A 23,056-nucleotide genomic window follows, 5' to 3' on the forward strand; every position below is an offset into this window, starting at 1 on the left:
CTGCGTCAGCGCCTCGTCGCCCCCGGCCCCGCATGAACATGCACCTGCTTGGCATGCAGCGGCTCGCCGCATTCCGAGCACACCATCACGGGATCGAACTGCTTGCCGCAACTCTTGTGCTCGTGCAGCAGCGGGCGGCCGCGCTCGTCGCCCATGTGGGTGTCGCCCCAATGCACCATCGCCATGATAACAGGATAGAGGTCGAGGCCCTTCTGCGTCAGGATGTATTCGTAGCGCTTCGGCGCCTCGGAATAGGGGACGCGGCGCAGGATGCCGAAGCGGACCAGCTTCTTCAGCCGTTCGGATAGCAGATGCCGCGTGATCTGGAGCGAGGACTGGAACGCCTCGAAGCGGCGCACGCGCAGAAAACATTCGCGCAGGATCAAGAGCGTCCAGCGGTCGCCGACCACGGCGACGGTGCGGGAGAGCGAGCAGGGCTCCTCATCCAGCGTGTCCCATTTCATGATCCTGTCTCCACCACGGCCTCGTCAGTCAGAAAAAGGAACTGACTTGAATGATCAGCGCAATTTGTACGATAGGCTAACATTCGGCAGGGAAGTTTGACAGTTCTATTTTAGAACTATAGCCTCCAGCTCAATCATACGCTCACCGGAGGAGGCGACCTTGCCCAAGCGAAACGCGACCGCGGCCGTGATCGGCGCCGGCGATTTCATCGGCTCTGAGATTGCCAAGAAATTTGCCGCCGAGGGATTCACTGTCTTTGCCGGCCGTCGCAATGGCGACAAGCTCGCGCCGCTGGTGAAGGACATCGAAGCCGCCGGCGGCGAGATCCACGCGCGCTCGCTGGACGCGCGGAAAGAGGAGGAGGTCATCTCCTTCCTCACCGATGCCGACAAGCATGCGCCGCTGGAAGTCTGCATCTTCAATGTCGGCGCCAACGTCAATTTCCCTGTTCTCGACACCACCGAGCGCGTGTTTCGGAAAGTGTGGGAGATGGCCTGCTATTCCGGCTTTCTCGCGGGGCGCGAAGCGGCGCGGCTGATGCTGCCGCGCGGTGCCGGCAACATCTTCTTCACCGGCGCGACGGCGAGCTTGCGCGGCGGCAGCGGCTTTGCCGCCTTTGCCAGCGCCAAGTTTGGCTTGCGCGCCGTGGCGCAGGCGATGGCGCGCGAGCTCGGGCCGAAGAATATCCACGTCGCCCATCTCATCATCGATTCCGGGGTCGATACCGAATGGGTGCGGCAGCGCCGTCTCGAGGCGCTCGGCCCCAACGCGCTCGACAATCCTGATCTGCTGATGCCGCCGTCGGCCGTCGCCGATTCCTATTGGCAGCTCTATCAGCAGCCGAAGAGTGCCTGGACCTTCGAAATGGAGATCCGCCCCTTCGGCGAGAAATGGTGACCGCGGCGCAAAAGTCCGGCTAGACTGGACGCAACATCAAGCAAAGTTCCGGGGAGGAGAATTAAGTGAAGACCGCGATCACCGAACTGTTCGGCATCGAGCATCCCATCATCCAGGGCGGCATGCATTTCGTCGGCTTTGCCGAGCTGGCTGCGGCCGTCTCCAATGCCGGCGGGCTCGGCATCATCACCGGTCTCACACAGAAGACGCCGGAGCTGCTGGCCAAGGAGATCGCGCGCTGCCGCGACATGACGGACAAGCCGTTCGGCGTGAACCTCACCTTCCTGCCGACTTTCGCGGCGCCGCCCTATCCGGAATATATCGCCGCCATCGTCGAGGGTGGCATCAAGGCGGTGGAGACCGCGGGCCGCAGCCCGGAGCAATACATGCCGGCGCTGAAAGCGGCCGGCATCAAGGTGATCCACAAATGCACCTCGGTGCGGCATTCGCTGAAGGCCGAGCGGATCGGCTGCGACGCCGTCAGCGTCGACGGCTTCGAGTGCGGCGGCCATCCCGGCGAGGACGACATTCCCAATATGATCCTGCTGCCGCGCGCGGCGGAGGAATTGAAGATCCCGTTCGTGGCCTCCGGCGGCATGGCCGACGGGCGCAGCCTCGTCGCAGCCCTGTCGCTCGGCGCGGCCGGCATGAACATGGGCACGCGTTTCATCGCCACCAAGGAAGCGCCGGTCCATCAGAACGTGAAGAACGCGCTGGTCGCGGCGACCGAGCTCGACACCCGCCTGATCATGCGCGCCCTGCGCAACACCGAGCGGGTGCTGAAGAACGCCAATGTCGATCGCTTGCTCGAGATCGAGCGCACGAAGGGCGACAAGCTCACGATCGACGACATCCACGACCAGGTCGCAGGCGTCTATCCCAAGATCATGCTGGAGGGGCAGATGGATGCCGGCGCCTGGAGCTGCGGCATGGTCGCAGGTCTCATCCACGACATCCCCAGCTGCAAGGAATTGGTCGATCGCATCATGGCGGAGGCGGAACAAATCATCCGTAACAGGCTGATCGGGTTCCTGGATGGGACGGGTGCGACGCAAAAGGTCGCCTGACACCGCCAAACTTCTTAACCACGGCCGCATCTGGCCGCTGGAAATGCACGCGGCGCCTCCTAAATAGGAGTAAATTACTCCTTAACAATCAATTTCAGGAGGCGTCCGTGGTCCTGAAAAGCGTTCCCTTTGCGGTTGCCATTGCCCTCGTGCTCGCAGTGGGCGGTATCGCGCGCGCTGACGACTACAAGCCTGACGAATATCTCGGTCTCGATCTCTCCAAGGCCGTGCTGTCGCCGAAGCGGCTCGGGCCCGAAACGCAATTCGCCCCTGTTGCGATGGAAGCGAAGGGCGGTAACGAGGCGCAAGCTCGTGCAGAACCGGTCGACGTGCCGAAGAAGGTCGCGGCCGAACGCGTGCACGTCTCAGAACCGAAGATCGCTCACAGCAAGAGCACACAGCCGCGCGGCGCCGCCCGAACCAAGCTCGCGCATCGCCACGGCAATCCGCTGGACGCGCAGGCGATGGACACGCGCATCCAGACCTGGCCCTGCCGTTCCGGCGGCATCTGCAACTGGAAACACTGACGCGCTTCTCTTCGCCTCTCCCCGCGTGCGGGGAGAGGCCGGAATGCGTGCGCAGCGCGGATTCCGGGTGAGGGGGACTCTCCGCGAGTCCAACTCCCAGCGTGATCGCGGATAGCGCCCCTCACCCCAACCCTCTCCCCGTAAGAACGGGGCGAGGGAGCACGGCGGCTCGCGGCTGCATCCGGCCCGTCACCTCCCCGTCGCAAAACCGTAGGCCCCGAGTCAGGAAACCGTAAGCTCGTCGTCAAACGACGCAGGCACCTTCCGTCGCGATTCGACGAAGGTTTCCTTGATGGCAACGCACCGCGCTTCGCGCGCATGGACCCGGCGGCAGTTCCTGGTTCGCTCCACATCCTCTCTCGCCATCGCCTCGCTCGCAAAACCCGGCATCAGCCGCGCCGCCGATCGGCCGCAGATCGCGGGCGGCATCCAGTCCGGCGATATCTCGGACGGCTCGGCCGTGATCTGGGCGCGCGCCGACCGGCCCGCCCGGATGCAGGTGGAGTGTTCGACCGTCGAGAGCTTCAAGACCATCATCGCCTCGGCGTCAACTGATGCTCTGCCGGACGCAGACTTCACCGCAAAGCTTTTGCTCGACGACCTGCCGCCCGGGCAGGACATCTTCTATCGCGTGCGCTTCGACGACATCGCGACCGGCATCGCCGGCGAAAGCCGCATCGGCCATTTCCGCACCGCGCCGGCCGCCGGCCAGTCGATTTCGTTCCTGTGGTCGGGCGACGTCGCGGGGCAGGGCTGGGGCATCGACATCTCGCGCGGCGGCTATCGCAGCTATCGCACCATGCTCGACAACAGACCGGATTTCTTCATTCACTCCGGCGATCACATCTATGCGGACTGCACGATTCCCTCGGAGCAGAAGCTGCCGAACGGCGAGATCTGGCGCAACGTCGTGACCGAGGAGAAATCGGAGGTCGCGCACACGCTGGCGCAATTCCGTGGCAACTACAAATACAATCATATCGACGCGCATTTTCGGGCCTTCCACGCCGAGGTGCCGATGTTCGCGCAATGGGATGATCACGAGGTCACCAACGATTGGTCGCCCAAGGGTAGCTATGACGAGGCCGGCTTTGAGGACGACGGCACGCCGCGCCTGGTCGCGCGCGCCCGCCGCGCCTTCTTCGACTTCATGCCGATCAGGGATCTCGGCCCGCGGCAGGGGCGGGTGTATCGCAAGATCGCCTACGGGCCGCTGCTCGACGTCTTCATGATCGACATGCGCAGCTATCGCGACGACACCTGGAACAAGGGCGGCGATCATCGCGGCTGGATTCTCGGCGCCGAGCAGCTTGCCTGGCTGAAGCGCGAGCTCGCCGCCTCGCGGGCGACCTGGAAGGTGATTGCAGCCGATTTGCCGATCGGCCTGATCAGTCTCGATGCCGTCGCGCTCGGCGATGGGCCGCCTGACCGGCGCGAGCACGAGATCGCCGATCTGCTCGGCTCGATCAAGCGCGCCGGTGTCCGCAACATCGTCTGGCTCACCGCCGACATGCACTACACCGCCGCGCATTACTACGATCCGAACAAGGCGCAATTCCAGGATTTCGAGCCGTTCTGGGAGTTCGTTTCCGGTCCGCTCCATGCCGGCACCTGGGGCCCCGGCGAGCTCGACAACACGTTCGGCCCCGTGGCGATGTACCGGAATGGGTGTAGCGAAGCCCAGGGCGAGAATCTCGCACCCTGCTTCGGCCTGCAGTTCTTCGGCCGGGTCGACATCGATGGCGTGAGCGGCGTGATGACGGTGACCTTGAAGGACGTCGACAATCGCGACCTCTGGTCGGTCGACATCATGCCTCAACCGCAGGCGCGTCCCGCGGTGGTGGCGCAGCATTTGTGAGGAGTGCTAACCCGATCTTGATTGGCCGTCCCGCGCCAGCCGCGCTATGATGCCCGTTCCCGCCACCTCTTTTCCCTCACCGAAGAGTCTGCTCACGCGGCATCGCCGCGCGCATCCGGCGGGCTGAAATGCCTCAGGGAGCCTGTTCTATGGACAATCTGAAAACACAGGGCATCAGCATGCCCAAGCTCGGCCTCGGGACCTTCCGCATGCAGGGCGATGTCTGCCGTGAAGCGGTCGAGAGCGCGCTGTCGATCGGCTATCGCCACATCGACACCGCAGAAATGTATGCCAACGAGGAGGCGATCGGCGCCGCGCTCGCCGCTAGCTCCGTGCCGCGCGGCGAGCTGCACATCACGACCAAGGTGTGGCACGAGAATCTCAGCCCGGATGCGATCCGCCGCGCCTTCGACGCCAGCCTGAAGAAGCTCGGGCTCGACCATGTCGACCTCTATCTCGTTCACTGGCCGTCGAGATCGGCGAACTGGGGCGCGGTGTTCGAGACCTTGATGAAGCTGAAGGAGGAGGGGCGGACGCGGGCGATCGGCGTTGCCAATTTCACCACGGCGCTGCTCAAGATCGCGGTCGAGGACATCAAGGCGCCGATCGCCTGCAACCAGGTCGAATATCACGCGATGCTGGATCAATCGAAGGTGCTGGCCTATCTCAGGGCGAAGTCGATCCCGCTGGTCGCCTATTGCCCGCTGGCGCAGGGACGCTTTGCCACCGACCCGGTGCTCGCCGAGATCGGCGCCAAGCACAATGCGAGCGCGGCTCAGGTCGCATTGAAATGGCTGCTCGACCAGGACGGCGTCGCCGCGATCCCGAAGGCGTCACGCCGCGAGAGCCAGCAGGCCAATCTGGATGCGCTGAAGATCGAGTTGGATGATGCCGATCGCAAGAAGATCGCCGCGCTGCCGAAGGACAGGCGCTGCGTCAATCCCGGCTTCGGGCCTGAGTGGGATTAGGGCGTGTACCGATAAAGGCGCCGATGTCGGCTTTCGGGAGCAAGCAGAAATCCTATGCTTCATCAGAGCACTCCTGCTTGCGCCCCTGAGTGGACATCATCAGGGAGCGGGTCAATTATGACAGCGCCTCAAGCTCCTCAACGCCGACAGGAGGCTTGCTTTGCCAGCCAACCATGTATGACCGTTCTGCCAGACCGTCCCGAACGCGAGCAATCTGCGTCCGCTCTCTCGCCAGCCGCGACCGCAGCAAGGGATCGTGAGGTCCCGAAGCGACGAGGCACTTGTTGATGACCCAACCAAATGGCTCGATACCGGCACGCCGCAGGTCTTGCTGAAGAGCAGCCGCCTCTGAAACTGGAGTTGTCTCTGGCAGAGTTACCAGGACCACCCGGGTGTGGGTGGGGTCCTGCAGCCTCATCAGCGGGGTAACAATACGCCCCGGTCCGCTCGGTTCTAGTTGGCTTGTCATCTGGCGATGATAAGCGCCAGTCGCATCGAGCAGCAGTAGGGTGTGGCCTGTTGGAGCCGTATCGAGGACCACAAAGGCGCTTCGCGCCTCCGCAACAACGTGCGAGAAGGCATGAAACACAGCGACTTCCTCAGTGCATGGCGAAGCCAGGTCCTCAAGCAGAAGCGCCTTGCCCTGCTCGTCTAGGTCGCGGCCACGGCTCGCCAGTATTTTTGCGACATAGCGTTCCGTCTCAACCCGGGGATCGATCCGATCCACCGTCAGGCCCGGCATCACGCCATCAACCACGAAATTGATATGGGCGGCGGGGTCTGTCGTGCTGAGGTGAACGGCGTGTCCGCGCTTGGCAAGTCCCACAGCGATGGCAGCGGCAATCGTCGTCTTTCCGACGCCGCCCTTGCCCATGACCATGATGAGGCCATGCTTTCCTTGGGCGATGTCATCGACCAACCGGTCGAGGCCCGGCAAGTCGATCGGCTTGGCATCTTGTTCGGCGGCCTTATTCGGAGGCGGTGGATTGGATGGCGCCAACACCCGCCTGAGGGCCGTGAGGCCCACGATGTCAAAACCGAACAATGGGATTTCGTCTCGCGGCAGTTTCGTCAGCGACGCTGGCATCGAGGCGAGAGCCTCGTCCTGCTCCTTCTCAAGGGCGACTGCCACAACATCAGTAGGGTCCGTGGCGTGAAAGCGTCCGTTCACAGCGAGAGTCTGGTTCGAGAGATTGAGCGCATCGAGTTCGCCCGAAGTTCGAGCCGCCTCGCGGATCGCGCTCCGATCGGCGCGGGTGACCAAGACAACGGTGGTCCGCTTGGGATCGCCCAACGCTTGAAGCGCCTGTCGAAATCGATCCTCCTGCATCTTCAAACCTGAATGTGGGCCGAGACAGGATGCCCCACGGTCGTTGTCCTTCAGAAAGCCGGTCCATGCCTTGGGCAAGCTAAGAAGCCGCAACGTGTGGCCGGTCGGGGCCGTATCGAAAATGATATGGTCGAACCCCGCCATATCGCCATCCAGCAGGCCGACGAACTCGTCGAAGGCGGCTATTTCGGTCGTGCAAGCGCCGGAAAGTTGCTCGCGTACGGTCGATTTCTCCTCAGCAGTAACCGAGGGCCCTAGCTGTTCGAGCACGCGGGTTCGATAGTTTTCGGCTGCGGTCTCCGGGTCGATATTCATCGCGAAGAGCCCGGCCGCGTTCGGCACCGGCGCGGGACTATCTGTTAGCCTGACTTCCAGCATCTCGTCGAGGTTCGATGCAGGATCGGTGCTGACGAGGAGGACACGCGATCCACGGTCGGCCAGACCGATAGCGGTAGCACAGGCTAGCGAGGTCTTGCCGACGCCGCCCTTGCCAGTAAAGAAGAGAAAGAATGTCGGAGCGTCTAGCGCGCGAAAGTGAAGCATCAAAACTCGTACCTGGGTCGCATGCGGTTATGCGGGATGCCCCTTGTGGAAGTGGCGACCCGGGAATTGCATCGCGTCGAGCACTACCCGACGCCCTGGATGATGATGCCGGTACCGTCGCAGCGTTCGCAAGCACTCTCTTTGCCAGTCACCTTGTCTGCCACTTTTCCGGTTCCCGCGCATTCGGGACAGAGGTCTTCGGCGGTACCTGGCGTTCCGGGTTCTGGATCATCGTCAGGGGTGTGCGGCCTAAGTGGATTCGATTTCATGGTCGATGCCCTCCCCTTTTTGCTAGGGGCCGCCAATTAATAGGTCCGACACAAACCAGCGGATTGATCTAACTCAAAAACTTGCGGCATGCTTTCAACGCAAAGAAATGGCCCCGCGAGGGGCCATTTCCATTTGCGTTGCGCATTAGTACATGTGGTGATGGCCGTGCCTGATCACCACGACACGGTCGTGATGATGCCAGCCACGATGCCAGCCATTGTCGCGATGCTCGCGCATTTCGGCGCGGGCGCCGTAGCCGTGATGCTCGTGCCCGACCACGATGGTCTCGGCACTCGCCAGCGTCGGCGCCGCAACCGCAAGCGCACCCAAAGCGGCAACGACATAACCAAGCTTCTTCATGATGTCCTCCTCCAACGTAATGCAATTGAGAACGGCGCATACGTTTGAACGTTCCGAAGGAACGGGAAGAGAATTCTGAATGGATGTTCAGGATCAGGACGATTGCTGACTGCAGCGTTGCTGTGGAAGCGTCGGCACGCCAGTCTTGACGTATTTGCCGTCCCTGATCGTGTACTCGCCGCGCTCGCTGCGATTGTAGATCGCGCGCAGGCTGCCGTCCTTCGCAAGCAGCAATCCGAATTGGCGGGTCTGATGCAGCGTGGGGAAGTAGACCATCAGGTTGAGCAGGCCTTCGGCATTGACGGTGGCGGACACGACCTCGTTCTCGTCCCTGGTGTCGCCGAAATCGCGCCGATACATCACCCGGCCATCCCCGCGGATTTCGTAAGTGAGCACCGCGCCCTTGTCGCGGTCGGGTCGGACAGTGCAATCGACCGCCCATGAGCCGAGCAGGCCCCATTGCTCGACCGTCGCCGCGAGCGTTTCGGCACCCGCCAGCGAAGTGAATGCAATCCAAAGCACCGCCGCCGTGGTCCAGCGGCTCAAATAACGCATCATGTCCCGAAAGGCCCCGCCTCGAACAATTCCAAAGTCTAGCATTCCCTTTGCGATCGTCCACGGCCGGCCCCAATCGCGCGCGAATTTGATCCGCGTCAATGAGGCCGTGCGTGCGGAGGGTAAGATAACGCTTCCCGAAGGCGAACGTGGTGAGAGCGATGCTGAATCAAGTCATGGATTTCGCGGGTGAGGTGCTGCCGGGGAGCCGTGCCGCGCCGCCTTATTCCGAGACCGCGTTTCTGGCCGAGCTGGGCGAGCGCCTGAAGTCGTCCCGCGCCCGTTGCGAGCTGTCGCGCCGGGAGCTGGCCCGACGCTCCGGCATTTCGGAGCGCTATATCGCCCAGATCGAGGCCGGCAAGGGCAATGTCTCGATCGTCCTGTTGCTTCGGCTTGCCTCGGCAATCCACGGCAGCCAGCCTCAGGCAGCCTGACACCTCGAGGTGACCTCTATGGGCCAGCTCGTCCTCGCGGCGAAGGTCACCCATGTTCCTTCCCTCATGCTGTCGGAGATATCAGGCAGCCCGTTGCGCGCGGCGCGCGAGCCGGCGGTCGCGTCCCTGCGCGAGCTCGGGCGACGGGCGAGAGAGCGCGGCGTCACCTGCTTCGTGGTGTTCGACACCCATTGGCTCTCCAATTTCGGCTACCACATCAACGCCAACGAGCGGCATCGCGGCGCGTTCACCAGCCACGAGGCGCCGCAGATGATCCAGGATCTGCGCTACGATCTGCCCGGTGATACCGACCTCGCCAAGGCGATCGCGGACAGGGCATCCGACGCAGATCTCAACGTGACCGCACACCAGGTCGCAAGCCTCGGGCTGGAATACGGCACCATCGTGCCAATGCACTACATGAACCCGGACGGCTTCGCGAAGGTGGTCTCCGTCGCCTCGCCGCTGTTCACGTCATTCGAGGAGAGTCGGCTGCTCGGCGAAGCCACGCGGCGGGCTATCGACCAATCCGGTGAACGGGTCGCAATTCTCGCCAGCGGATCGCTCTCGCATCGGCTCTGGCCGAACAAGAAGCTGGGGCCCGAGGCATGGACGTCGGTTGCCAGCGAATTCAATCGTCAGGTCGATTTGCGCGTGCTCGAGCTATGGCAGGCCCGCCGCTATCGCGAGTTCCTGGATATGCTCCCGGACTACGCCACCAAATGCAATGGCGAGGGCGGCATGGCTGATACGATCATGCTGTTCGCCGCGCTCGGGTGGTACGATTATCGCGGGACGGCAGAACAACTGTGTGACTATTTCCCCTCGTCCGGAAGCGGCCAGGTTACCGTGGAATTCCACGTCGACACCTGACACGCTGGCGTCAGGCCCGTTTCTCCACATTGGCGCTGCGCGAGGGCACGCCGAACTCCTTGCGGCAGACGTCGGCCAGCACGGCGACGCCGTCGCGGATCTGCTGATGCGAAGGGCTCGCAAAGCACAGCCGCAGGCGCGAGCTTGAATAGCCTTTGTTGGTCGACCATTCCGGCCCCGGATTGATCGAGACGCCGGCGGCAAGCGCAGCCTGATAAAGTTTGAGCGTATCGACCTGGTCGGGCAGCTTCACCCATAGGAAGATGCCGCCCTTGGGTTCCCTAAATTCGGCCGCGGTTCCAAACTGCTCGTTGAGGGCTTCCATCAGCGTGTCGAGCTTGGTGCGCAGCGCCTTGGACAGCGCCGGCACATGGCTTGCGAAGTGCGGCTTGCAATAGGTGGCGAGCACCATCTGCTCCAGCGCGCCGGAGCCGGCATCCGTCTTCAGCGCCAGCATTCGCGACATCACATCCCAGGGCGCCACGATGAAGCCGACGCGCAGCGCCGGCGCGATCGACTTCGAGAACGAGCCGACATGGATCACCCCGCCATTCTGGCTCATCGCGTAGAGCGCTGGCGGCCGTTGTCCGGACCAGACCAGATCGGCATAGCAATCGTCCTCGAAGACGGGCACGCCATATTCGGCCGCCAGGCGCAGCAGTTCGGCGCGGCGGCCCTCCGGCATGATGCTGCCGGTCGGGTTCTGCACGGTCGGGATGGTGTAGATGTATTTGGGCCGGATGCCGCGGCTCTTGAGGTCGGCGAGCGTGGAGGCCAGCGCGTCCATCCGCATGCCGTCGTCGTCGAGGGGAACGCCGACGGTGTTGACGCCCAGCCGCGTCAGCCGCTGCAGCGCTCCCTGATACGTTTCCTGCTCGACGATCACGGTGTCGCCGCGCGAAAGCAGCGTATTGTTGACGAGGTCGAGCGCCTGCAGCGAGCCCGAAACGATCATGAGATCGTCGGTCGTGCAGCTGATTCCGGCATCGCGCTTCAGCTTTGTCACCAGGAATTCGCGCAGGGGGATGTAACCCTGCGGGCCATGCGCCAGGCCATAGGTCGCAAGCGAGCGGCCCTCGCGTCGCAAGGCTTGATTGGCCGCTTCGATCAGCTCGTCGAGCGGCACCTGTTCGGAATCGTTATTGCCGCCGACAAAGCTGTATTTGGCAAGGCCTGTCCAGCGCGCAGAAGGGGCCGGCAGCCCTGCGGGAAACAGGGGTGCGAAATCGAAGCTGGACGTCATGGGAGTGTTCCTCGTTGCTTTTATCGAGCGTTGTTTTTATTGGGCGGCCGGCTTGGTGCCGACCGGCACGGCGATTTCGATGATGACATCATGCCAGTGTTTTGCCCGACGCGTCAAACAAAATTCGTAAAATCCGCATCTCCGTCGCGCATGCGAACAAGGCGTTGATTTCACTGAGGCGGCTACTGTGCATGGGGTTGTTTTCGGGTTTTCGATTCGAGGGCGCGACGCCACTGGCTCGAAGCAGTGGCCGCTTTATTTCTTGCCCACCGTCCTGGTCGGACGACCCTGGCTGATGAAAGCGTAATGCGCATTGGCGACGCCGCCGACCATCAGGGCCTCGACCACAGGCTCGGCGATCTCGCCCGTGGCGGCCCAGTCGACGATGAAATTGGCGCCGGTCCCGCCGCGCACGTCATCTGTCGGAATGACGACCGAGATGGTGGCGAGCGGCTTCACCGCGACCGGTGTCTTCAGATAGCTCTCGACCTGCTTGCCCGCGGTGTCGAAATAGGCGATGCGCCGGACCACCAGGGCTTGCGTCTCCGAGGCGTTGTGGACGCTCAGCGTCACCGAGAAATCGACCCGCAGCTTGCCCTGGCTCATCGCCACGCTCGAATAGGCGGGCACGTAGAAGCCGCCGGAGACAGCGAGTTCCTCCTTCGGCATCGCCGTGAGCGAATCGGCAAAAGTCTGTTCAAGGTTCACTTTGGGCTGCGCGGCGGCTGGGCCGGCGCAGGCGAGGGGGCATAGCAGCATTGCGGCGGCGAGGCTCGCCCGCATGTGACGAATTGCTCGTTTGCCGCGCTGCACGCGGTCTCTAGGGTGCGGCAAAACGGACCGGTCTGGCATGCACGAGCTCATTCGCGACATCACTCTCTGTATTCTGTTTGCCTGGATGCTGGGCCTGCTCGCTCATTTCTCCCGGCAACCGCTGATCCTGGCCTACCTTATCGCCGGCTTCTGCATAGGTCCATTCGGCGCCGGCTGGGTCAAGTCGCAGGAATCGATCAGCGTCATCTCCGAGCTCGGCCTGATCTTCATGCTGTTCATGATCGGCCTCGAGATCGACCTCAAGAAGATCGTGCGGGCGGGCAAGGTGATCCTGTTCGCGGCCGGCGGCCAGCTGCTCGGCGGCTGCCTGCTCGGCATCCTGTTCTTTGCAGGTCTTGGGCTTTCGCTCGGCGGCGGCCATTTCGATGCGCTCTATCTCTGCATTGCCTGCGCGCTGTCCTCGACCGTCATCATCGTCAAGGTGCTCTACGAGAAGCGCGAGCTCGACACCTTGCCCGGCCGCATCACGCTCGGCGTGCTGGTGCTCCAGGACATTTTTGCAATTCTGTTCCTGGCGGTGCAGCCTAGCCTGGCCAATCTGCAGATTAGTGTGATCCTGCTTTCGATCGGCCGCGTCGCGGTGCTGGTCGCCGCCGCGCTGCTGGTCAGCCGCTACGTGCTGCCGCGGCTGTTCCACCAGATCGCCCGCCGGCCCGAGCTGATCCTGCTCGGGGCGCTTGCCTGGTGCTTTCTCGTCGCCGAGACCGCCGAGCAGCTCTCGCTGTCGCGCGAGATGGGTGCCCTGATCGCCGGTGTCTCGCTGTCGACCTTTCCCTACGCACTCGACGTTACGGCCAAGGTGACGACGCTGCGCGACTTCTTCATCACGCTGTTCTTCGTGGCGCTGGGCATGACCATTCCGGTGCCCAGCCTTTCGGTGATCGGGCTGGCGCTGATGATCGCTGCGTTCACGGTGGTGAGCCGTGTCGTCACCACCTTCACGCCGCTTTATCTGATGAAGCAGGGCCTGCGCGCGAGCCTGCTGCCCGCGATCAATCTGGCGCAGATCTCCGAGTTCTCGCTGGTGGTGATCCAGACCGGCGTCGCCGACAACCACATCGCAGCCGAAACGGCGAATGCGGCTTCCTTCGCCTTCGTGGTGCTGGCCGTGCTTTCGACCTTCGTCATGACGCGCAGCGACGAGATCACCCGCTGGGCCATCGGCCCGCTCAAGCGGATTGGCCTCCGCGATCTCGATCACGGCAACGGCCATGCCGAAGAGGGCCACGAGGGCGGCCATGGCGAGGCTCGCCGCATCGTCATCCTCGGCTTTTTCCGCGCGGCGAGCGCGCTGCTGGCCGAGATCGAGCGGCAGGCGCCGGTGCTGCTGGAACAGATCACGGTGGTCGACTTCAACCCCAATGTGTACCAGACCCTGCTTTCGCGCGGCCTGCACGTGATCTATGGCGATATCAGCAACGTCGATACGCTGCTCCATGCCGGGATCGGCAAATCCGAGATGATCATCCTCAGCGTACCGGACGCGCTGCTCAAGGGCGCCAGCAACGAGAAGCTGGTCCGCCATGTCCGCTCCCTCAATCCGAATGCCTCGATCGTCGCCACGGCCGATCTCCTCTCCGACGTCGGCGAGCTCTATGCGGCCGGCGCCAGCTACGTGACCGTGACCCGGCTCAGCGACGCTCATGAATTGTTGACGGTGATCGAGGCGGCCCAGGCCGGCCTGCTGGCCGACAAGCGCGCCGAGCTCGATGCTCGGCTGGGCGAGCGGGGCGAGGTGCTGCCCTGATCGCTGGGGCCGTCTTCCGTCTGGCCGGCGTGCGCCTATATCGCTGGTATCTTCGGTGCAAGCCTGAAAGCCTGGCCGGGGGAGGCGGCTCCGGGCATATGCGGTTGCATCCAGGACACTAGCGTCGGGCTCCAAGTCCAGCTAAGGCGATCCCGGCTAGGGCGTCCGTGAAGCCGCCGGCCCGTAACCAATAGAGATTGGGACATGCCCGATACCGTCCAGGAAGTTTTGCAGGCCTTTGCCAGGGGCGAGCTCGTCGTCGTGACCGACGACGAGGATCGCGAAGGCGAGGGCGATCTGATCGTTGCCGCCTCATTCTGCACGGCGGAAAAGATGGCCTTCATTATCCGGCACACCTCCGGCATCGTCTGCGCGCCCATCACCACCGAGGATGCGCGCCGGCTGCGGCTCGATCCGATGGTCGCCCACAACGATTCCGCGCACACCACCGCGTTCACGGTCTCGATCGACTACAAGCCGGACGGCGGCACCGGCATCTCGGCCGAGGAGCGCGCCTCCTGCTGCCGCGCGCTGTCCAATCCCAATGCCGGCGCCAACGACTTCGCCCGCCCCGGCCATATCTTCCCGCTGATCGCCAAGGACGGCGGCGTGCTGCTGCGCTCCGGCCATACCGAGGCCGCGGTCGATCTGTGCAAGCTCTCAGGACTTCCGCCGGTCGGCGTCATCAGCGAACTGATGAACGACGACGGCAGCGTGATGAAGGGCGAGCAGGTCGCCCAATTCGCCGCCAGGCACAAGCTGAAGCACGTCACCATCGCCGACATGATCGCCTACCGGCAGGCGCGCGAAAAGCTGATCGAGCGGGTCTCGACCTTCACGACCGACAGCCCGATCGGGGCGCTTCAGGGCTATGCCTACCGCTCGCCGTTCGATTCCATTGCCCACGTCGCCTTCGTCTATAATGGTGTCGGCGACGGCAAGAACGTGCTGACGCGCTTCCACAAGCCGAATATCGTCAAGGATACCTTTACCGGCCACAAGCGCATGGCGACCGTGCTTGAGCACTTCAAGAAGTCCGGCCGCGGCGTGCTGGTGTACTTGCGCGATGGCGCTGCCGGCGTTCCGGTATCGCCACTGCCGGATGAGACGGCAACGGAGGCCGACCGCAACCGCCAGTGGCGCGAGGTCGGCGTCGGCGCGCAGATCCTGCGCGATCTCGGCGTCACCTCGATCCGCCATCTCACCTCGTCGGTGCACGACTACAAGGGCCTCTCCGGCTTCGGCATCGAGATCGTCGCCAACGAGCAGCTTGAAAGCTAGCGCTGTCATTCCCGGGACGCGCTTGGCGTGCCCCGGGGTGCGCGAAGCGCATCCCCGGGATTCACGCAAGGCCCCACATCTGCAACGCAATTGCACTTGTTGCCGCGGCGCTTTAGTTTGTCCGGCAATTTTCCGACGGAACCAGACCCGAAAGGACGTTTCATGAGCGTGCGCCCTCAGACCAAGGACAAGCCGGCTGCGGCTTCCTTCCAGTGGGACGATCCGTTCCTGCTCGACGAGCAGCTCACCGAAGACGAGCGCATGGTGCGCGACACGGCGCGAGCCTACGCCCAGGACAAGCTGCTGCCGCGCGTCACCAAGGCCTATCTGGAAGAGAAGACTGATCGCGAGATCTTCAACGAGATGGGCGAGCTCGGCCTGATCGGCATCACATTGCCGGAGGAGTTTGGTTGCGCCAATGCGAGCTACGTGGCCTACGGCCTCGTCGCGCGCGAGATCGAGCGGGTGGACTCCGGCTATCGCTCGATGAACTCGGTGCAGTCCTCGCTGGTGATGTACCCGATCTACGCCTATGGCGACGATAACCAGCGCAAGAAGTATCTGCCGAAGCTCGCCAGCGGCGAGTGGGTCGGCTGCTTCGGCCTGACCGAGCCCGACGCCGGCTCCGACCCGGCCGGCATGAAGACCCGCGCTGAGAAGGTCTCGGACGGCTATCGCCTGACCGGCAGCAAGATGTGGATCTCGAATGCGCCAATCGCCGACGTGTTCGTGATCTGGGCCAAGTCGGCCGAACACGACAACCAGATCCGCGGCTTCGTGCTGGAGAAGGGCATGAAGGGCCTCTCCGCGCCGAAGATCGGCAGCAAGCTCAGCTTGCGCGCCTCCATCACCGGCGAGGTCGTGATGGACGGTGTCGTGGTCCCGGAAAGCGCGCTGCTGCCCAACGTCTCCGGCCTCAAGGGCCCGTTCGGCTGTCTCAACCGCGCCCGCTACGGCATTTCCTGGGGCGCGCTCGGCGCCGCCGAGGACTGCATGCATCGCGCCCGCCAGTACACGCTCGATCGCAAGCAGTTCGGCAAGCCGCTGGCCGCGACCCAGCTGGTGCAGAAGAAGCTCGCCGACATGGAGACCGAGATCGCGCTGGGCCTGCAGGGTAGCTTGCGCGTCGGCCGCCTGATGGACGAGGGCAAGTTCGCGCCCGAGATGATCTCGATCATGAAGCGCAACAATTGCGGCAAGGCCCTCGACATCGCCCGCGTCGCCCGCGACATGCACGGCGGCAACGGCATCTCGGCCGAATTCCACGTGATGCGCCACGTCCATAACCTCGAGACGGTCAACACCTACGAGGGTACCCACGACGTTCACGCCCTGATCCTGGGCCGCGCGATCACGGGCATTCAGGCGTTCTTCTGAAGACGTTCTTCGTCATTCCGGGGCGATGCGAAGCATCGACCCCGGAATCTCGAGATTCCCAGGTGCGCAAGGGCGCACCGGAATGACGTCAAAGAACAAAGAAGAAGCCATGTCCGACAACGACGATGTCCCGTTCAACCGCAACTTTCCGCTGAAGGCCGGCGCCGTCGAGGAAGTCCGCCCCGGCGTGCGGCGGGTGCTCTGTCACAATCCGAGTCCCTTCACCTTCACCGGCACCGTCAGCTACATCGTCGGCACCGGCAACGTCGCGATCATCGATCCCGGTCCTGATAACGAGGCCCATGCGGCCGCGTTGCTCGACGCCGTGCGCGGCGAGACGGTGAGCCACATCTTCGTCACCCACACCCATCGCGACCACTCGCCCAACACGGGCCGGATCAAGCAGGCGACCGGCGCGCCAGTTTATGCCGAGGGCCCGCATCGCGCCTCGCGCCCGCGCTTCGAGAGCGAGAAGCACAATCCGGAATCCGGATCCGACCGCGACTTCGTGCCCGATATCAGGATCGCCGATGGTGATGTCGTCGAGGGCGCCGGCTGGCGGCTCGAGGCCGTCGCGACGCCCGGCCACACTGCCAACCATCTCGCCTTTGCCTGGCCCGAGCGAAAGTTCAACTTCGTCGGCGATCACGTGATGGGCTGGTCGACCTCGATTGTGGCGCCGCCCGACGGCTCGATGATCGACTACATGGACTCGCTCGACCGGCTCGCTGCGCGCGAGGAGGATCTGTATTTCTCCGGCCACGGCCCGGAGATCCCGGAGGGCCAGCGCTTCGTGCGCTTCCTGATCCGTCACCGCAAGGCGCGTGAGGCCTCGATCCTGCACCGCCTCGCCAAGGGCGAGACCGATATCCCGACCATGGTGCGCGCGATCTATATCGGCATCGACCCGCGCCTGACGACGGCCGCCGGCTATTCCGTGCTGGCGCATCTGGAAGACCTCGTCGCGCGCGGCGTCGTCGCGACGGATGGCGATCCCGTGATTGGCGGGACATACCGGATGGCGAACGCCTAGCGGTCCGTCACTTCTTCACTGTCTTCGCGGGAGCCTTGGGTGGCGGTGCCACCGGGGTCTTCTTCGCCGGCTTCAGCGCATCGGCGTCGGCTGCGGTGTTGAGATCGTCGATGAACTTCGTCACGCGCGCGGCGTTGCTGCCGAGGTCGCTGTCGAAATAGCGTGAGGCGGAGCGGATATCGACGCGGGAATCGTCACCGTCAGGCACGACCCTGATCGAGATATCCTCGCGAAAGCCCATGATCGGCGTGCGCGCCACCGCCTCGATGCGGCCCATGCGGCGCGGGGGCTGCGGCTCGCGTTCGTCGATGACGGTCCATTTGCGCTTGATGACGAGTTGGCGCGCGATCGCATAGGCGCGGTCGACGGGGATCTCGAGCTCGATCGGTTCGATGTCAGGATAGAACTGACGTTGCTGCTCGGCCGAATAGAGACCGGCATAGACGGCGGTGTTGGTGCCGTCCCCGGTGCGCAGGCGCGACAGCGCATCGAAACGCGGCGGATCGATCGGGTCGGTGGTGATGTCGTAGATGTGAGGCAGCTTGCGGTACAGCAGGGCCTGATAAGCGGGATAGGCGAGGATCGCGCCATCGATCAGGAAGGCGAGCAGGATGCGCGCCATGCCGCGCGAGCCGTTTTGCCAGATCGCGGCAAAGCCGGCGAGGCCGAACAGGATGGATAATCCTGCGATCGCGAGCCCGCCGAAGAAAGTGGCCAGCGCCGGCTTCATCTCCAGGAAGTCGAAGCGGACGATGATGATCGACACCACCACAGCCACCACCGCGAATACGGCCAGATTGCGCGCCCAGGTGGCGAGGCTGGACACGGGCTCCGTCTGATAGGGAGCGGAAAACCTGCGGGCCATGTCGTTCCATCACCGATCTGGGTCGCCGGTTGAGGGCACAGGCGACGGGAGTAGGCTGACCTAGCGCATTTTCCGCTTGGCTGTGAAGCGGTTTATCCCCCGTTCTGGACCGGTGAAAGACCAAGGCCATGGCCGTCGAACCAACGCGCCCTGACGAGCCACATACCTGTGTATGGTGGTTCGCGGGAGGGGCCGTGGGAAGGCAGGGGCGATGGAAGCGAGGCAATGCGGAGGATGACGCCGCGCCTCTGCGGCAGCGCCTGTTCCTGCTGCGGCTGACGATCCTCGTCGCGTTCTGTATCGGCTTGGTGATGTCCCCGGGGTTGTGGGTAGGGCCGCGGTCCTATCCACAGGTGCCGGTCTGGTCGCTGCTGCCGCCGATCGAGGGCGCCGTGGCCTTGGCGCTTTATGGCGCGCTGTTCGTGCTGGCGGGGCTCGCCGTGATCATCCCTCGCCCGCGCTGGCCGATCGCAGGCTTCCTCATCATCATGATCGCGTTTTGTCTTGCCGACCAGACGCGGTGGCAGCCCTGGGTGTTTCAGTACAGCTTCCTGCTCATGGTCGTCGGGCTCGGGCGCGGTGGCAGCGCGGCGCCGGCCGGCGATCTCCAGACGCTGAACCTGGCCCGGCTGGTCATCGTCTTCACCTACGTCTTCTCCGGGCTCCAGAAGATCAACCTCAACTTCATGGAGCACGAGTTTTCCTGGATCATCACACCGATCACCAGCCTGCTTCCGGCGACGACGACCCCTCTCGATGCTCTCGGCTTCCTGGTCCCTTTCATACAGGTGACGTTCGGCGTCGGTCTGTTGACCCGGCGTTTCCGTCGCGCCTCGCTCGCCGCCGCAGTCGGCATGCACGTCTTCATTCTGGCGATGTTCGGTCCCCTGGGGTTGAATTGGAACGACATCGTCTGGCCATGGACCGCGGCCATGGCGGTGTTCGACGTGCTGCTGTTTTCTGGCAACGATGACTTCACCTGGCGCGATATCGTCTGGAACGTGCGCGATTTTCGCCATGGCGCGGCAGTGGTGCTGTTCGTGGTGCTGCCGGCGCTGAGCTTCTTCAATCTCTGGGATTCCTACCTGTCCTCGGCGCTCTATTCCGGCAACCTCACCGAAGCGCAGATCTATCTCAGCGATCTCGGTGCGGCCTCGACACCGGGCCACGTCCGCCCGTATCTGGTGCACACCTCGGAGAACACCAACGTGCTGAATCTCCAGCGTTGGGCGATCGAGGATCTCAACGTGACGCCCTATGCGGAAACGCGCGTTTTCAAGACCATTGCCGGCGATCTGTGCCAGGCCTTGAGCGACCGCAGCCAGCTCGTGCTCGTGGTGAAGGAGCAGCGTCTGTTTTTCAGTCGTCCGGAGATCGGCTTTCGCTGCTCGCAATTGTGAGCGGTCCAAGGGGCCGGTCTGCCCGCCAACAGGAAGAGGCGCACCCTGGGGTGCGCCTCTTGTGACACCTGGTTTTGGATCAGGGGTCAGTGCGTGACCAGCGGGCAGGCCGAGTCTGACAGCTTCCCGAATGCCTCCTCGCCTGTCATGGTCTGCACCAGCTTGTAGTAGTCCCAGGGCTGCTTGGATTCGTCGGGCTTCTTCACCTGCATGATGTACATCTCATGCTCCATCAGGCCGTCGGCGCGGATCTTGCCGTTGCTGGTGAACATGTCATCGATCTTCATCTTCTTGAGCTCGGCCATCACCTTGTCGGAGTCGGTCGTTCCCGCAGCCTTGACCGCGTTGAGGTAGGTCATGGTGGCCGAATAGTAGCCCGCCTGGTTCATGGTCGGCTCGCGCTTGGTCTTCTCAAAGTAACGCTTGGCGAAGGCGCGGGTCTTGTCGTTGAGATCCCAATACCAGCCGGTCGTGAGATAGAGCCCCTGCGCGGTCTTCAGCCCGAGGCTGTGGATGTCGCTGATGAAGGCGAGCAGCGCGGCCGGCTTCATCGTCTTGGCGATGCCGAATTCGTCGGCGGCCTTGATCGAGTTGGTGAAATCGTTGCCGGCGTTGGCGAGGCCCAGCACTTGCGCGCCCGAGTTTTGGGCCTGAAGCAGATAGCTGGAGAAGTCGGAGGTTGATAGCGGCACGCGCACCGCGCCGACCACCTTGCCGCCATTGGCCTCGACCACCTTCGAGGCGGATTCCTGCAGCTGCGTACCGAAGGCATAGTCGGCCGTCAGGAAGAACCAGGTCTTGCCGCCCTGCTTCACCATGGTCTTGGCGGTCCCGTTGCCCAGCGCCGTGGTGTCGTAGACATAGTGGACGGTGTAGGGTGTGCAGTCCTTGCCGGTCAGCGAGGCGCCGGCGGCGCCGATCGCAATGAACGGGATTTTCTTCTCCTTGGCGACATTGTTCATCGCCAGGCTGACGCCGGTGTTGGAGCCGCCGAGGATCATCGTGACGCCGTCGCGGTCGGCCCATTCGCGGAATTTCTGCGCGCCGACATCGGGCTTATTCTGGTGGTCCGACACCATGAACTCGATCTTGTTGCCGAGGACGCTGCCGCCGAAATCCTCGATCGCCATCTTGGCGGCTTCGACGCCGCCAGGGCCGATCACGTCGGCATACAGGCCGGACATATCGTCGATATCACCGATCACGACCTTGTTATCGGCCGCCTTCGCGGCGGCGGTGGCCGCCATCGACGTGGCCAGCAGCCATGGCAGCATTCGCAGCGCAAACAATTTCATCTTGAGCGTTCCTCTTATTGGCTTGAAGTGCGGCGCGACGTTAGGGAGCCGTCGGCTCGGCTCCAATTCGTCTTTGGTCGTGACACGCCAACGAAAAAGGCCCCTGCGGGTGGGCAGGGGCCGATTTCGGCTGATGTTGTCGATTGGGCGTTACGCTGCCGCGTGCGGGAAGCGATAGTCCTTGAACTGATCGCGCAGCGCGGTCTTCAGGATCTTGCCGGTCGCGGTATGCGGGATGCCGTCGACGAAGGCGACGTCGTCGGGCATCCACCATTTGGCGATCTTGCCGTCCATGAATTTCAAGATGTCCTCGCGCGTGGCCTGTTGGCCCTGCTTGAGCTGGACGATCAAGAGCGGGCGCTCGTCCCATTTCGGGTGGAAGACGCCGATCACGGCTGCTTCCGCCACCGCGGGGTGGCCGACCGCGAGGTTTTCGAGGTCGATCGAGGAAATCCACTCGCCGCCGGACTTGATCACGTCCTTGGAGCGGTCGGTGATCCGCATATAGCCGCCCTCATCGATGGTCGCGACGTCGCCGGTGTCGAAGAAGCCCTCCTCATCGAGGATGTTGTTGTCCAGCCGGAAATAGGCCTTGGCCACCGCGGGGCCGGAGACCTTGAGCCGGCCAAAGGTCTTGCCGTCCCAGGGCAGCTCCTTGCCGGCATCATCGGTGATCTTCATCTCGACCGCGAAGGGTGCATAGCCTTGCATCTGCAGCACATCGAGCCGCGCCTCGCCGGTCGCGTTTTGGTGCGGCGGCTTCAGCGCAGCGACGGTGCCGATCGGGCTCATCTCGGTCATGCCCCAGGCGTGGCGGACATTCGCGCCCATGTCGAGGAACGCCTTGATCATGGAGCGCGGCATCGCCGAGCCGCCGCAGATCACCATCTTCAGGTGCGGCAGTTTCAGATGATTGGCGGTCATGTGCTGGAGCAGCATCAGCCACACTGTCGGCACGCCGGCGGTGTGCGTCACCTTCTCGGTCGAGAGCAGCTCGTAGACCGAGGCGCCGTCGAGCTTGGCGCCGGGCATAACGAGCTTGGTGCCCTGCGAGGGCGCGGAGAAGGCGATGCCCCAGCTGTTGGCGTGGAACAATGGAACCACCGGCAGCATCGTCTCCGAGGCGCTGGTGCCAAGCGCGTCGACATTATTCGCCATCAGCGCGTGCAGCACGTTGGAGCGATGCGAATACAGCACGCCCTTCGGGTCGCCGGTCGTGCCTGATGTGTAGCACATCGCGGCTGCCGTGTTCTCGTCAAAGTCCTTCCATTTGAATTTGCCGTCGGCCTCGGCGATCCAGTCCTCGTAGGCCACGACGTTCTTCAGCGTGGTCTCGGGCATATGCGCCTTGTCGGTGAGGATGACGTACCGTTCGACGCTCGGCAGCTTGTCGGCGAGCTTCTCGACGACCGGCACGAAGGTGAGGTCGACCATCACGATGCGGTCCTGCGCATGGTTGATGATCCAGGCGATCTGCTCGGGGAAAAGGCGGGGATTGACGGTATGGCAGATGGCGCCGATGCCCATGATGCCGTACCAGACTTCGAGGTGACGCCAGGTGTTCCAGGCGATCGTGGCGACGCGATCGCCGAGCTTGATGCCGTCGCGCTCCAGCATCTGCGAGACCTTGAGCGCGCGCTTGTGGATTTCGGCGTAGGTGGTGCGGTGGATCGGTCCCTCGACCGATCGCGTGACGACCTCCTGATTGCCGTGAATCTTGGCGGCGTGTTCGATGATCCGGTGGCAGAGCAGGGGCCAATCTTGCATCAAACCAAGCATTCAGACGTTCCTCCGAGAAATCGCTGGGCGCATTGTCGCTCTCAGCGCAGGGCCA

21 protein-coding genes are annotated in these 23,056 nt (G+C 63.5%); 12 read left to right on the forward strand and 9 right to left on the reverse strand.

Annotated elements, in window-relative coordinates; genetic code table 11:
• Positions 1-5: 5 nt before the first annotated feature.
• A complete protein-coding gene (locus tag L6639_RS20575) occupies positions 6-464 on the reverse strand; it encodes a winged helix-turn-helix transcriptional regulator (protein ID WP_237863456.1) in 459 nt (152 codons plus the stop codon).
• A 160-nt stretch (positions 465-624) separates the two neighbouring features.
• On the opposite strand from L6639_RS20575, the gene L6639_RS20580 reads away from it, so the two are divergent.
• From L6639_RS20580 to L6639_RS20600, 5 genes are all read left to right on the forward strand, one after another.
• Positions 625-1,362, forward strand: a complete 738-nt coding sequence (locus tag L6639_RS20580; protein ID WP_237863457.1) for an SDR family oxidoreductase — start codon at positions 625-627, stop codon at positions 1,360-1,362.
• A 65-nt stretch (positions 1,363-1,427) separates the two neighbouring features.
• Complete coding sequence (locus L6639_RS20585; RefSeq protein ID WP_237863458.1) at positions 1,428-2,429, forward strand: NAD(P)H-dependent flavin oxidoreductase; 1,002 nt, start codon at positions 1,428-1,430, stop codon at positions 2,427-2,429.
• 107 nt (positions 2,430-2,536) lie between these two features.
• Complete coding sequence (locus L6639_RS20590; RefSeq protein WP_237863459.1) at positions 2,537-2,956, forward strand: hypothetical protein; 420 nt, start codon at positions 2,537-2,539, stop codon at positions 2,954-2,956.
• A 292-nt stretch (positions 2,957-3,248) separates the two neighbouring features.
• Complete coding sequence (locus tag L6639_RS20595) at positions 3,249-4,814, forward strand: alkaline phosphatase D family protein (RefSeq protein WP_237863460.1); 1,566 nt, start codon at positions 3,249-3,251, stop codon at positions 4,812-4,814.
• Between the two features lie 149 nt (positions 4,815-4,963).
• Complete coding sequence (locus L6639_RS20600; protein WP_237863461.1) at positions 4,964-5,782, forward strand: aldo/keto reductase; 819 nt, start codon at positions 4,964-4,966, stop codon at positions 5,780-5,782.
• A gap of 115 nt (positions 5,783-5,897) precedes the next feature.
• Here L6639_RS20600 and arsA read toward each other — a convergent pair whose 3' ends face one another.
• The 3 genes from arsA to L6639_RS20615 all read right to left on the reverse strand — a co-directional run bounded on the left by arsA (position 5,898) and on the right by L6639_RS20615 (position 8,843).
• Positions 5,898-7,655: an arsenical pump-driving ATPase gene (gene arsA, locus L6639_RS20605; RefSeq protein ID WP_237863462.1), complete on the reverse strand. Its 1,758-nt coding sequence runs from the start codon at positions 7,653-7,655 to the stop codon at positions 5,898-5,900.
• Positions 7,656-8,069: 414 nt separating this feature from the next.
• Positions 8,070-8,285 (reverse strand): hypothetical protein, encoded by a 216-nt coding sequence (locus L6639_RS20610; RefSeq protein WP_237863463.1) that lies wholly within the window; start codon positions 8,283-8,285, stop codon positions 8,070-8,072.
• Between the two features lie 93 nt (positions 8,286-8,378).
• Positions 8,379-8,843 (reverse strand): hypothetical protein, encoded by a 465-nt coding sequence (locus L6639_RS20615; RefSeq protein WP_237863464.1) that lies wholly within the window; start codon positions 8,841-8,843, stop codon positions 8,379-8,381.
• Between the two features lie 158 nt (positions 8,844-9,001).
• On the opposite strand from L6639_RS20615, the gene L6639_RS20620 reads away from it, so the two are divergent.
• Both L6639_RS20620 and hpaD read left to right on the forward strand, forming a co-directional pair.
• Positions 9,002-9,274: a helix-turn-helix domain-containing protein gene (locus tag L6639_RS20620; RefSeq protein ID WP_237863465.1), complete on the forward strand. Its 273-nt coding sequence runs from the start codon at positions 9,002-9,004 to the stop codon at positions 9,272-9,274.
• A gap of 18 nt (positions 9,275-9,292) precedes the next feature.
• Positions 9,293-10,147 (forward strand): 3,4-dihydroxyphenylacetate 2,3-dioxygenase, encoded by an 855-nt coding sequence (hpaD, locus tag L6639_RS20625; protein WP_237863466.1) that lies wholly within the window; start codon positions 9,293-9,295, stop codon positions 10,145-10,147.
• A 10-nt stretch (positions 10,148-10,157) separates the two neighbouring features.
• On the opposite strand, the gene L6639_RS20630 is transcribed toward hpaD, so the two are convergent.
• Entirely contained in the window at positions 10,158-11,390 is a 1,233-nt protein-coding gene (locus L6639_RS20630; protein ID WP_237863467.1) for an aminotransferase-like domain-containing protein, read from the reverse strand.
• A 255-nt stretch (positions 11,391-11,645) separates the two neighbouring features.
• Complete coding sequence (locus L6639_RS20635) at positions 11,646-12,173, reverse strand: DUF3124 domain-containing protein (protein ID WP_338076551.1); 528 nt, start codon at positions 12,171-12,173, stop codon at positions 11,646-11,648.
• A gap of 67 nt (positions 12,174-12,240) precedes the next feature.
• Here L6639_RS20635 and L6639_RS20640 point away from each other — a divergent pair, with 67 nt between their 5' ends.
• The 4 genes from L6639_RS20640 (at position 12,241) to L6639_RS20655 (ending at position 17,662) form a co-directional block, all read left to right on the forward strand.
• The gene (locus L6639_RS20640; protein ID WP_237863468.1) at positions 12,241-13,971 is read left to right on the forward strand and encodes a cation:proton antiporter; all 1,731 of its coding nucleotides are present in this window, start codon (positions 12,241-12,243) and stop codon (positions 13,969-13,971) included.
• A gap of 204 nt (positions 13,972-14,175) precedes the next feature.
• Positions 14,176-15,252 carry a 3,4-dihydroxy-2-butanone-4-phosphate synthase gene (ribB, locus tag L6639_RS20645; protein ID WP_237863469.1) on the forward strand — a complete coding sequence of 359 codons (1,077 nt, stop codon included), beginning with the start codon at positions 14,176-14,178 and terminating at the stop codon, positions 15,250-15,252.
• Positions 15,253-15,414: 162 nt separating this feature from the next.
• Entirely contained in the window at positions 15,415-16,629 is a 1,215-nt protein-coding gene (locus L6639_RS20650; RefSeq protein ID WP_237863470.1) for an acyl-CoA dehydrogenase, read from the forward strand.
• Positions 16,630-16,738: 109 nt separating this feature from the next.
• Positions 16,739-17,662 (forward strand): MBL fold metallo-hydrolase, encoded by a 924-nt coding sequence (locus L6639_RS20655; protein ID WP_237863471.1) that lies wholly within the window; start codon positions 16,739-16,741, stop codon positions 17,660-17,662.
• A gap of 7 nt (positions 17,663-17,669) precedes the next feature.
• Here the strand turns inward: L6639_RS20655 and L6639_RS20660 are convergent, their stop codons facing one another.
• Positions 17,670-18,527 carry a DUF1499 domain-containing protein gene (locus L6639_RS20660; protein ID WP_237863472.1) on the reverse strand — a complete coding sequence of 286 codons (858 nt, stop codon included), beginning with the start codon at positions 18,525-18,527 and terminating at the stop codon, positions 17,670-17,672.
• A gap of 194 nt (positions 18,528-18,721) precedes the next feature.
• On the opposite strand from L6639_RS20660, the gene L6639_RS20665 reads away from it, so the two are divergent.
• Positions 18,722-19,927: a hypothetical protein gene (locus L6639_RS20665; RefSeq protein ID WP_237863473.1), complete on the forward strand. Its 1,206-nt coding sequence runs from the start codon at positions 18,722-18,724 to the stop codon at positions 19,925-19,927.
• An 86-nt stretch (positions 19,928-20,013) separates the two neighbouring features.
• On the opposite strand, the gene L6639_RS20670 is transcribed toward L6639_RS20665, so the two are convergent.
• Both L6639_RS20670 and L6639_RS20675 read right to left on the reverse strand, forming a co-directional pair.
• Entirely contained in the window at positions 20,014-21,222 is a 1,209-nt protein-coding gene (locus tag L6639_RS20670; RefSeq protein WP_237863474.1) for an ABC transporter substrate-binding protein, read from the reverse strand.
• A 150-nt stretch (positions 21,223-21,372) separates the two neighbouring features.
• Entirely contained in the window at positions 21,373-23,001 is a 1,629-nt protein-coding gene (locus tag L6639_RS20675; protein ID WP_237863475.1) for a fatty-acid--CoA ligase, read from the reverse strand.
• Between the last annotated feature and the right edge of the window lie 55 nt (positions 23,002-23,056).

Source organism: Bradyrhizobium zhengyangense (assembly GCF_022012555.1).
Classification (GTDB): domain Bacteria; phylum Pseudomonadota; class Alphaproteobacteria; order Rhizobiales; family Xanthobacteraceae; genus Bradyrhizobium; species Bradyrhizobium zhengyangense.